Source organism: Hwangdonia seohaensis (assembly GCF_031932625.1).
In the GTDB taxonomy this organism is placed as follows: domain Bacteria; phylum Bacteroidota; class Bacteroidia; order Flavobacteriales; family Flavobacteriaceae; genus Hwangdonia; species Hwangdonia seohaensis.
Genome location: NZ_JAVSCK010000005.1, coordinates 118743 through 130981 on the forward strand (window position 1 = coordinate 118743; position 12239 = coordinate 130981).

General features: G+C 36.8%; 6 protein-coding genes and 1 tRNA gene. 6 read left to right on the plus strand and 1 reads right to left on the minus strand.

The genetic code is table 11. The features are described 5' to 3' along the window. Positions 1-82: 82 nt before the first annotated feature. Entirely contained in the window at positions 83-1189 is a 1107-nt protein-coding gene (locus RNZ47_RS15200) for a PQQ-dependent sugar dehydrogenase (protein WP_311942283.1), read from the minus strand. 100 nt (positions 1190-1289) lie between these two features. On the opposite strand from RNZ47_RS15200, the gene RNZ47_RS15205 reads away from it, so the two are divergent. The 6 genes from RNZ47_RS15205 (at position 1290) to RNZ47_RS15230 (ending at position 12229) form a co-directional block, all read left to right on the plus strand. Then, positions 1290-1364, plus strand: a tRNA-Pro gene (locus RNZ47_RS15205). A 322-nt stretch (positions 1365-1686) separates the two neighbouring features. Continuing rightward, the gene (gene trxB, locus RNZ47_RS15210) at positions 1687-2637 is read left to right on the plus strand and encodes a thioredoxin-disulfide reductase (RefSeq protein ID WP_311942286.1); all 951 of its coding nucleotides are present in this window, start codon (positions 1687-1689) and stop codon (positions 2635-2637) included. Positions 2638-2784: 147 nt separating this feature from the next. Further along, the gene (locus tag RNZ47_RS15215; RefSeq protein WP_311942289.1) at positions 2785-4296 is read left to right on the plus strand and encodes an aminotransferase class V-fold PLP-dependent enzyme; all 1512 of its coding nucleotides are present in this window, start codon (positions 2785-2787) and stop codon (positions 4294-4296) included. Positions 4297-4529: 233 nt separating this feature from the next. Then, positions 4530-7337, plus strand: coding sequence for a triple tyrosine motif-containing protein (locus RNZ47_RS15220; RefSeq protein ID WP_311942293.1), 2808 nt, complete (start codon positions 4530-4532; stop codon positions 7335-7337). Positions 7338-7566: 229 nt separating this feature from the next. Then, positions 7567-10707: a SusC/RagA family TonB-linked outer membrane protein gene (locus tag RNZ47_RS15225; RefSeq protein ID WP_311942296.1), complete on the plus strand. Its 3141-nt coding sequence runs from the start codon at positions 7567-7569 to the stop codon at positions 10705-10707. A 19-nt stretch (positions 10708-10726) separates the two neighbouring features. Then, entirely contained in the window at positions 10727-12229 is a 1503-nt protein-coding gene (locus tag RNZ47_RS15230; RefSeq protein ID WP_311942299.1) for a RagB/SusD family nutrient uptake outer membrane protein, read from the plus strand. Positions 12230-12239 lie beyond the last annotated feature (10 nt).

A 12239-nucleotide genomic window follows, 5' to 3' on the forward strand; every position in this document is an offset into this window, starting at 1 on the left:
TATAAACTTTAATAAAACCAAATAAAATCCAAATTTGTTATCCATCATTTTAGAGGTTATTTAGCATCACACAAATCTAAGATTATTTCTTCGGAATTATTTTAACTATGCCAACATTTTCAACCCCAACATAAATATAGCCGTCTGGACCTTGGCGTACACTGCGCACGCGACCAATGTCATCCAATAGGCGGTCTTGTTTAACAACCGCATTGTTTTTAATAACACACCTGTTAAGGTACTGAAATTTTAAAGAGCCTACTAAAAGGTTGCCTTTCCAATTGGGGTAAATGTCGCTGGTTATAAACGCCATACCACTGGGCGCAATGGAAGGTGTCCAATGATGTATGGGCTGCTCCATACCCGGAGCTTCGGTAAGCTCGGTAAATTTAGTGCCGCTGTAATTTATGCCGTAGCTAATTACGGGCCAGCCATAATTTTTGCCCGCTTCAATAATATTGATTTCGTCGCCACCTTTGGGACCGTGTTCGTGCGTCCATATTTTACCGGTCTCAGGATGTTTTACCATGCCTTGTGGATTGCGATGACCGTATGAATATATGGCTTTTTTGGCACCGGCTTTGTTGGTAAAAGGATTGCTTATGGGTATGCTTCCATCGTCTTTTAATCGATACACTTTACCACCGTCACGGGTAATATCTTGGGGGTTTACATCGCGATTCCCGCGGTCTCCTATAGTGAAATAGAGATACCCATCGTTGTCAAAAACAATTCGCGACCCAAAATGTTGTCCGCGGGTTGTGTTTGGTAACGCATTGTAAAGCACTTCTTTATTGGTTAGTACATTATTTTTAAGTTTTGCCCGCATTATGGTTGTGTTGGCACCGTCGTTATCATCGTTTGACGAGGCATACGACAAATACAACCAACCATTGTTTTTGTAGTTGGGATGCAATTCGATGTCCATTAAACCGCCTTGACCAAGGACTTCTATTTTAGGCATTCTGGAAATTATAGATTTTACTCCATTGTTGAAATGGATTAGTTCTCCGGATTTTTCGGTTATAAGCATCGAACCATCGGGCAAAAAAACAAACCCCCAAGGATTGTTTAAATCGGAAACAACGGTTTCATAAGAATGTTCGGTGTTTACAGGGTTTTTGTCTTGAGCGCAAGCGTTAAAACTAATAATGAAAGTTAGTATAAAATATAAAGGTTTTCGACTCATAATTTTACATATTAAATGAAACCACAATTTACTTAAATTTATTGTTTGTTTATAAAGAAAAGCCATATATTTGCAGTCCTTAAAAAGGGGGTAACCAATTCGGGGTGTAGCGTAGCCCGGTTATCGCGCCGCGTTTGGGACGCGGAGGTCGCAGGTTCGAATCCTGCCACCCCGACTAAAATTAATACCAAAGAAAACTAAAACCTTGTAAATCGTATGATTTACAGGGTTTTATAGTTTTCAAGGATGTTGTAATAGTTGATATCTTTTGGTTAAAAAACCATAACAAGTGTAGAGTTGCTCAATCAAACAATTCGTTATGCCAAATTTATACGAATAGAAGCCGCAAGTGTTGCGTAACGAAGGGTTGTGATTCCTTTATTTTTTAGACTCCTTTATTTATAAATTCACCTTATCTTTTAATAAAAACTGTTGATAACTTCTATTTATATATTGAGGCAAAAAAAGCTATTTTTGCAACTATAAAATTTGAAAATATGTCTGATACAATCGAAAAAGTAAAATGCTTAATTATAGGGTCTGGACCTGCAGGTTATACAGCTGCCATTTATGCAGCACGAGCTAACATGAAACCCGTTTTATACCAAGGTACGCAACCTGGTGGACAATTAACTACCACCAACGACGTTGAAAATTACCCAGGGTATCCTGATGGCATAACGGGACCGGAAATGATGATTGAATTCCAAAAACAAGCAGAACGCTTTGATACCGATGTTCGTGATGGCTGGATTACTAAAGTAGATTTTTCGGGTGATGTTCATAAAGTATGGGTTAATGATGAAAAAGAAATTCACTGTGATACCGTAATTATTTCAACAGGAGCATCAGCTAAGTATTTAGGCTTAGAATCAGAACAAAAATATTTAAACCTAGGCGGTGGCGTTTCGGCCTGTGCGGTATGTGATGGGTTTTTCTATAGAAACCAAGAAGTTGTAATTGTTGGTGCCGGAGATTCCGCTTGCGAAGAAGCACATTATCTGTCTAAACTCTGTACAAAAGTAACCATGCTGGTAAGACGTGATGAGTTTAGAGCCTCAAAAATTATGGAAGCAAGGGTTAAAAACACCAAAAATATTGAGATTTTATTCAATACGGAAACCGATGAGGTTTTAGGTGACGGACAAGTAGTAACAGGTGTACGAGTATTCAATAATAAAACCAATGCAAAGCACGAGATTCCAGCCACAGGATTTTTTGTAGCCATTGGACACACTCCAAATACCGAGATTTTTAAGGATTATTTAAACCTAGATGAAACGGGGTACATTATCAATGTGCCAGGAACATCAAAAACAAATGTAAACGGTGTTTTTGTATCTGGTGATGCCGCAGACCATGTGTACCGACAAGCGGTTACAGCTGCGGGAACAGGTTGTATGGCAGCTTTAGATGCAGAACGTTATTTGGCGGCGAAAGAAGGCTAGATTAAATGGCATTTAAAGTTAGCGTGAGTTAATTTAAGCTGGCTTAGTATTATAAAAAGCCATGTTTTGGTAATACCAAAGTAACTTAAGTAGCATTGCTCCATGCATGAATTGGTATTATTGTTATTATTTTTAAGTATTTAGTTTATGGCCAATCCACTTAAAAGCATTGTAAGCAAGAAAGCAAGCAAATCCAATCTTGAGGCTTATTTCAAGCCTTTTAGAGAAGAAATTATTGGCATAAACCAAGAGTTTGAATCGCCATACGGCAAAAAGAAAATAATTTATGCCGATTGGACCGCTAGCGGAAGACTGTACGAATCCATAGAAGACAAACTGCTTAACCATATTGGGCCATACGTGGCCAACACGCATACCGAAACATCCGTTACGGGTTCGGCCATGACATTGGCTTATCACGATGCGCGACACATTATCAAAAAGCATGTCAACGCTTCAAAAGACGATGTTCTCATTACCGTTGGCACGGGCATGACCGGGGCAATTAACAAGTTTCAGCGTATATTGGGGCTAAAAATAAACGAAAACCTAAAGGACCACACCCAGGTTCCGGAGGAGAAACGCCCCATTATTTTTGTGTCCCACATGGAGCACCATTCCAATCAAACCTCGTGGTTGGAAACCATTGCAAGAGTCAAAGTGATCCCTTCAAACGATGAGGGATTGCCCTGCATCAATAAATTAAAGGAATTAATTGAAACGCATAAGGATTGCCCCATAAAAATTGCGGCCATTACAGGTTGCTCCAACGTTACGGGCATCCGAACAAACTATCACGACGTGGCTCGTGTAATGCACCAAAACAACGGCCTGTGCTTTGTGGATTTTGCGTGTTCTGCACCTTATGTAAGCATCAATATGCACCCGGATAACGAGGATGCGTATTTAGATGCCATTACCTTTTCCCCACATAAGTTTTTGGGAGGGCCGGGGTCTTCGGGTGTTTTAATCTTCAACAAAAAGCTGTATAAAAACCTGGTACCGGATAACCCCGGTGGCGGAACGGTGAGCTACACCAACCCTTGGGGCGACCACGATTATATTGACGATATTGAAACACGTGAAGATGGCGGAACCCCCGGTTTTTTACAGGCCATTAAAATAGCGCTGTCCATTCGATTGAAAGAAAAAATGGGTGTTGAAAACATTTTGGACAGGGAGCACGAGCTCAATGCCATTATTTTTAAACGCCTTAAAAAAATTGAAAACCTGCGTATTCTCGCCGAAAACCACACCGATAGATTGGGCGTGTTTTCATTTTATATTGAAGATGCGCATTACAATTTAATAGTAAAACTTTTAAATGACAGGTTTGGCGTGCAAACCCGTGGCGGATGTAGTTGTGCCGGCACTTACGGGCACTATTTGCTGAATGTGGATGAGCCCACATCAAAATCCATAGAGAAAAAAATACTCGATGGCTGCCTTATCGAGCGCCCGGGCTGGGTGCGCATGTCTATTCACCCAACGATGACCAATAACGAAGTGCACCTTATTTGCGATGCCATTGAGGCGGTTTCCAAAAACCATAAAGATTGGGGTAAGGATTATGAATATAGCGCCATTAAAAATGAGTTTATCCATAAAGGAAACCATCAAATTGAAAAAGATATTATTCGAAATTGGTTTAAATTATAGTTAAAAACGAAATTGTAATTTTAATTATTATTCAATTGTAATAAGCACAGAAAAAACTCCGAAATAACACTGTTTTGGAGTTTTTTTATGGAGTAAAACCATGTGAAAAGCACTTTTTGATATTGCTTTTTTGTCTTACATAAAACCATACAAAAACCATACAACGTATTATAGAATGTAATTAGTTAAAGGATTTGTGCTATATTGGTAACGCAACATTAACTGCATTACCCTTGAAAAAATTATTTTGCCTTACTACACTATTGTTTTTTTTGTGCTCATTTGTATTGGTTGCACAAGAAATGCCTCCCATTGATGTTTACACACCAAAATCTTATGGCGCTGAAAATCAAAACTGGTCTATTGCGCAATCAAAAGACAAGTATATTTATGTTGGCAATAATAAAGGTCTGCTGGAATTTAATGGTGCAAATTGGCGTTTATACCCATCGCCAAACGAAACTATAATCCGATCTGTTAGTGTTTTTGACGATGTTATTTACACCGGTTGTAGCAAAGAGTTCGGTTATTGGAAAAGAAACAAGTTTGGAGATTTATTTTACACATCGCTTTCCCAAAAGCTTCAAATCGATTTTTTAGAAGAAGAAGAGTTTTGGAATATTATAAATCTAGACGATTACATATTGTTTCAATCTTTAGAAAGAATTTATATATATAATAAAAATGATGTATCGTATTCTGTAATTGATTCCGATACCACCATTTATAAAATGTTTAAGGTGAATGGTAGCATTTACTTTCAGCAAACCAAGGATGGCCTGTATAAGATTGAAAATGGCAAGTCTAAAGTAATTTCAAATCACACCGTATTACAAAACAATTTATTGGTTAATGTTTTTAATCATAAAGGAAAACTATTAATTGAAACTGAAAACACAGGGTTTTATGTTTTAGACAACAAGGGCCTTGAGCAATGGGATATTCCTGCTAGAAAGCTTGTTCCCGAAAGTGGTGTTTACCGAAGTACAAAATTGCGAGATGGTAGTTTTGTGCTCGGAACCAGGTCGAATGGCATTTTTCATTTAACAGAAGATGGAGAAATCAATTATCACATCAACATCATAAACGGTTTAAGTAATAACACTATACATGCCATTTTTGAAGATGCCGAAAATAACATTTGGCTGGCTTTGGATAACGGTATTAATTGTATAAATATTAAATCGCCATTTAGAATTTATAACGATAAAGAAGGGAAGATAGGGACCGTTTACGCATCGGCAGTGTACAACAATTACTTGTATTTGGGCACAAACCAAGGCTTGTATTGCAAGCCTATTAACGCTAATGGTGAATTTGAGTTTATTGAAGGCACCCAAGGCCCTGTTAGGTGTTTGGTAGAGCTTAACGACACCTTGTTTTGCGGGCACGATACCGGCACATTTCTTATAGATAAAAATACCGCAGATTTGGTGGTTGATGTTCAGGGCACTTGGAATATTGTACCGATAGACAGCTCGAAAAATGTACTGCTTCAAGGTAATTACGACGGGCTTAATGTAATTGTAAAAGTAAATGGCAAATGGATTTTGAGAAACAAAATAGAAGGGTTTGATATCTCAAGTAAGTTTTTTGAAATTTATAAAGACAATATTTTTGTAAGCCACGAATCTAAAGGCATTTATAAGATAAAAGTTGATAAGGATTTTACAAAAGCCACTGAGATTATTAAAGATTCTATAGTGGGCAAAGGGCTGAATTCTAGTGTGATTAAATATAACAACTCGATTTTTTATGCCTATAAGGAAGGCGTTTTTAAGTACCATCCTGAAAAAGAACAGTTTGTTGTAGATTCTGTTTTAAATAGTTTGTATTCGAAAGATGAATATACTTCGGGAAAACTCATATCCGATAAAGAAAACAATATTCTGTGGAGCTTTTCTAAAAAAAATCTGAGCTATGTTTCTCCAGGCAAGTTAAGCAGTGTGCCACGAGTTAAAAAAATCGCTTTATCAACGGCACTGCCCAAAGGTTTAACAGGTTACGAAAACATTTCATATCTGCAAAACAATAAACATTTAATGGGTACATCAACAGGTTATTTGGTTTTGGATTTAGATCAAATAAAAGAAAAAGTGTATAGCATTTCAATTAATTCAATTACAAAAAGCGATGTAAAGGATGGCCTTCAGGTTGTAGATAAGCAAATAAAAGGGGATTTTGAAAACAAAGACAATAACATAGAATTCACGTACAGTGTAGCAGAATTTAATAAATATTTAGACACCGAGTATCAATACCAATTAAATGGGATTTATCCGGAGTGGAGCGATTGGTCGGCGAACTCAAGTATATTATTTAAAAACTTGCCCTATGGCGATTATGTTTTTAACGTTAGGGCAAAGGTTGGCAATAGAATAACAAATAATACGGCAACCTATAGTTTTTCTATAGAAAGACCATGGGTTGTATCAAACACGGCAATCATTATATATGTTGTTTTGTTTTTGCTTATTACATCGTTGATGCATAATGTGTACAAACGCTATTACAGAAAACAACGGGAAAAGTTGATGCAAAAATCGGCACGGGACTTGGAGTTAAAGGAATTGGAGAACCAACAACAGCTTATGCGTTTTAACAACGAAAAATTAAGACAGGATATTGAAAGCAAAAACCGTGAGTTGGGAATTTCCACAATGAGTCTAATAAAAAAGAATGAGTTTTTAAACAATTTAAAAAAGGAGCTTAAAAATGTTTCGGATAATGATAAAAACTTAAATTCTGTAATTAGAATCATTGATAAAAACCTTAACAATACAGATGATTGGAATGTGTTTGAAGAAGCTTTTAATAATGCCGATAAAGACTTTTTGAAAAAGATTAAGGCCATCCATCCTTCGTTAACGTCAAACGATTTAAGGCTATGTGCCTATCTCCGGTTAAATCTCTCATCAAAAGAAATAGCTCCGCTACTTAATATTTCACCAAGAAGTGTAGAGGTAAAAAGGTACAGATTAAGAAAAAAAATGGATTTACCACACGAGTCGAGCTTAACAAATTATATTCTTGAAATTTAAGAACTATACATTTATATTTTTCACCTATACAATACCACAACATTTAGTAAAATAACGTTTTTTTAACATTAATTTGTTTTTTAGTAATTCGTTGGTAAAACCCCGATTTTATTATGGTTGTCACAATAAACTTTACTTTTTTTTGCTATGTATACTTTTTGTTTGGGTGAAAAATAAGGCTACATCAATGGTATAGAGTAGTTTTACATAAACTCAAAAAACTAACTCTATGAGACACAATCTCTTTAAAATTCTAACACTTTTCTTTATAGCATATTCAAGTGCTCAAAATGTAAATGTTAGTGGAAACGTACAAGACGATACAAGCTATCCTATACCGGGAGCAAATGTATTGGTAAAAGGTACAAGTAATGGCGCCGTAACAGACTTTGACGGTAACTTTACTATTACTGATGTTAAAATCGGAGCAACACTTGTCTTTAGTTATATAGGTTATATAACGCAAGAAGTTGTTGTTGCTAACGGCGATACTTTAAACATTCAATTAATGCCGGACATCGCACAACTTAGTGAAGTAGTGGTTGTGGGTTATGGTACGCAGAAGGTTACTAAAGTGTCCGGTGCTATTTCAACGATAAAATCAGAATCTATTGAAAAGATAAAACCTTTAAGGGTTGAAGAAGCATTACAAGGTAGCGCTTCGGGTGTTTCTGTAATTCAAAGTGGTTCCCCAGGAAGTAAACCAACCGTTTTGGTTCGTGGTATTCCTTCGTTTTCCGGGGTTGACCCAGTGGTTATTATTGATGGTGTACCTCAATCCTTAGATGATTTAAATTCTATCAGTTCTGCCGATATTCAGTCAATTAATATTTTAAAAGATGCGGCATCTACAGCCATTTACGGTGTTAAAGGTGGTAACGGTGTAATTGTAGTTACAACTAAAGGTGGAAGAAAAAACCAAAAAACTGAATTTAACTATAACACCTATACAGGTGTACAATCTGTAATAAGAAAAATAGGTTTATTAAATGCTACCGAATATGCTGTTATGGCCAATGAAGGAAGCTCGGTTGCTGGTGGAAGTTTAATTTTCCCTGATATTTCTAATATAGGAATGGGTACCGATTGGCAAGACGAGGTGTTTAAAAATGCAACTGTAAACTCGCATACATTATCTGCTAGAGGGGGATCAGAATCTGTAGGTTACTTTTTATCAGCAGGCTATTTAAGTCAAGGCGGTGTTGTTGGCGGTGATGATAAATCTAATTTTAATAGAGTAAACTTTACTTCAAACTTAGATTTTCAGTTAACTTCTAAATTAAAATTCTTAATTAACACAAGTTATGCGAACATTAAAAGCAAAACCATAGCAGAAAACTCTTTTAATTCCATTTTAGGAAATGCTATAAATTTCGACCCTACAGTACCGGTATTTAACAACGACCCTAACGATTTTGCTACATACGGTTACAGTAACTTATTGTTATCTGAGATTTTTAATCCAGTACAACGATTAGATGATACTTATAATGAGAACAATGGAAACAAGTTGTATGGTAAATTCGAATTACAGTACGATATATTGGATAATCTTAAAATATCGTCGCGTTTTGGTTACACCAAATGGGATCTAGTAGGCAAGAGTTTTTCTCCTTTAGCGTATTACGGACCCAATAACGTGTCTAGTCAATATTTACCAGATGGCACGGTGCCTATGCAAACTGTAGATAATGGCGATGGTACAACAAGTACAATCCCGTCGTCCCACAATAGTGTTACCGAATACACGGCATCAAATTTTAATTACACGTTCGAAACATTTGCCAGCTATAATTTTAGCTTAAACGATGCACATAATTTTGATGTTGTTTTAGGTTTAGCCCGAAGCAAATCTACAGGACATGGTTTTGGTGCCACTAGACAAGATGTAAGAGATAACTCGTGGGCTTGGGCAGATATTAGTGCTGCTACGGGAGTAAATACCAAATTAAATACCAATGCCTATACAGGGTATAGCTACCAAAATTTAGAGCGTAGAAACATGTCTTTCTTTAGCAGGGTTAATTACGATTATAAAGACAGGTATTTGGCATCGTTTTCTGCAAGACGCGATGGCTCTATAGCTTTTGGTGATGATAACAAGTTTGCCAATTTCTTTGCAGGGTCTTTAGGATGGGTTGTAACAAACGAAGAGTTTTTCAATTCAGAATCTATTAATTTCTTAAAGATTAGAGGAAGTTATGGTACGGTTGGTAATGAAAATGTAAATCCGCAGTATGTAGGTATTTCTGTGGGCGGACCAAGTTATAACTCTACCGCGAATAGTAACGGATATACGTTTGGAACCGAGTTTGTTTCTGGCGCCACGGTTAATTCGTTTAGCAACCCAACATTGAGTTGGGAGGAGCAAACACAATATAATGTAGGTTTAGATGCTACATTATTTAATAACTTATCTATTACTGCAGATTATTTTAACAAGTCTGTTGAAGGATTATTATTTACAGATGCACCGCCACTTTATGCGGGTACTTCAGAACCAGTTACATCTAACATTGGAAGTACAGAAAGTAAGGGTATAGATTTAACATTAGGATATAGGACTAACGGAGACGATTTTAAGTTTGATACATCATTTACGTTCACAACGTCTAAAAACTTGGTAACCGCAACAAATACCGATGGTACTGCATTTGTACCAGGTGGGTCTTATTTTAATGGTCAAGCGCATAATGCAACGCGCTTCCAAAAAGGGTTTACACCGGGGTATTTCTATGGTTTTGAAACAAATGGATTATTCCAAAATCAGGCTGAAATCGATGCGCATGCCACACAAACGGGAGCGCAACCAGGAGATATTCGCTTTGTAGATATTAATAACGACGGCATCATTAACGATGATGATAAAACAAATATTGGAGACCCGTTTCCGGAATTCACTTTAGGTTGGAATTTAGGATTTGAGTACAGAAATTTCGATTTAGGCATGTTTACTTATGCGTCTGTTGGAAACGACATATTTAGAGCCTATGAGCGTAATGCGATATACACGAATAAAGATAGAAGCATTTTAAACCGATGGATAGGGGAAGGCAGTACCAACGACGCTAAAAATCCGCGATATACTTTTGCCGATTCCAATAGTAATATCAGACCATCAGATCGATATATTGAAGACGGTAGTTTTATTAAAATTAAAAGTTTAATTTTAGGATACACACTACCTGAGGACTCAAATAATGTATTTAGTAAAGTGCGTATTTATGCCCAGGCTAAAAACTTATTAACACTTACAGAATATACGGGTTACGACCCTGAGATATCAGGTGGAATTTTAGATACAGGTATAGACAGAGGTGCTTATCCGCAGGCAAGAACATTTCTAATTGGTTTAGACCTTAAATTTTAACATCCAAAAATAAATTAGTATGAAAAATATAAAAAACAGTATAGTATTAACCATGATACTTTCAATCTTTGTTGGTTGTTCAGATGTTGTTGAATTCGACCCGCATGATGAGTATCAAGTTACCGAGGCTGATTATCTGCAAACAGAATCAGACTACCGGACTATGGCAGTGAGCTGTTATACACCAACACAATGGTTAAATCAAATGGTGGTTATTGGCGATATTGCATCAGATAATGCCGTTGCAGGTGGCGAAAATGCTTCCGATGTACTATCGTTGCAAAACATTGATGATTACGATTATCAACTTTTAGCAAACAATTCAACACTTCAAGATTTATGGCTATCGGCTTACGAAGGCATTAACAGAACCAACTATCTTATAAGTTATAAAGATGTTAACCTGTTAGGAAACACGGTAGATTTTAATGGTAAGGAAGCACTTTTTGGCGAAGTTCGTTTTTTAAGGGCTTATTATTATTTCAATTTGGTTAGAATGTTTGGCGATGTAGTGTTATTTACCGATCGTAAATTAGGTATCACGGATTTTGGAACCTTACAAAGATTGCCTAAAGCAGAGGTGTATGCACAAATAGAAACCGATTTAACAAACGCTATTAATGCTTTGCCTACATCGGCTTCGCAACAAGGGCGTGTAACAAAATATGCTGCTCAAGCTTTACTGGGTAAAGTGTATTTGTACCAAGAAAAATTTGACTTGGCGGCACCAATGCTTGAAAACGTGGTAAATGGCCCATTTAGTTTAGTACCAACTTTTGATGATATCTTTTTATTTGAAGGTGAAAACGGTCCAGAATCAATTTACGAAGTACAATACTCAAATGGTTCCCCGTATTATAACTGGGGCGGACAAACAAGAGGTCAAGGAAATTACGCGGTACAGCAATGTGGTGTAAGAGGTTTAAGTGGTTCGGCGGATATGCCTTTTAATGCTGGTTGGAGTACAAATTTACCAACACAGGATTTAGCTTTGGCTTATGAAGATGGCGACCAGAGAAAAGACGCTACGGTTTTTGATGTTGCTGCTTATGCTGCAAATAATCCAAGTCTTAATGTTACATTTCAAGTGGCTCCTTTTAAAAATACCGATTTATATAATAAAAAGTATTTACCAAGAAAAGGGCAAACAAGCGGACAAATTGAGTTGAATTACGAAAACAATCAACGTATTATCCGTTATGCAGACGTGTTGTTAATGGCAGCAGAAGCTAACTTAAGAGCATCTAACGGTAGCGCTGCTAAAGCACAAACCTATTTAGATATGGTAAGAGATAGAGCCTTTGGCGATACTAACCATAGGGTTACAGCAACAGTTCAAGCGGTTTGGGATGAAAGACGATTGGAATTGGCTATGGAAGGCGATCGTTTTTTCGATTTGGTGAGAACAGGTCAAGCAGCTACAGTTTTAGGAAGCGGTTATAGCACGGCTACAAAAGGTTTGTTTCCTATACCTCAAAGAGAAATCGATCTTTCTGGATTATCACAAAATGACGGCTATTAAAAACTTAAAA

Excerpts from the sequence above, each read along its gene's own strand:
- RNZ47_RS15200 (WP_311942283.1), bottom strand. The coding sequence starts at position 1,189 with ATGAGTCGAAAACCTTTATATTTTATACTAACTTTCATTATTAGTTTT.
- trxB (WP_311942286.1), top strand. The coding sequence starts at position 1,687 with ATGTCTGATACAATCGAAAAAGTAAAATGCTTAATTATAGGGTCTGGA.
- RNZ47_RS15215 (WP_311942289.1), top strand. The coding sequence starts at position 2,785 with ATGGCCAATCCACTTAAAAGCATTGTAAGCAAGAAAGCAAGCAAATCC.
- RNZ47_RS15225 (WP_311942296.1), top strand. The coding sequence starts at position 7,567 with ATGAGACACAATCTCTTTAAAATTCTAACACTTTTCTTTATAGCATAT.
- RNZ47_RS15230 (WP_311942299.1), top strand. The coding sequence starts at position 10,727 with ATGAAAAATATAAAAAACAGTATAGTATTAACCATGATACTTTCAATC.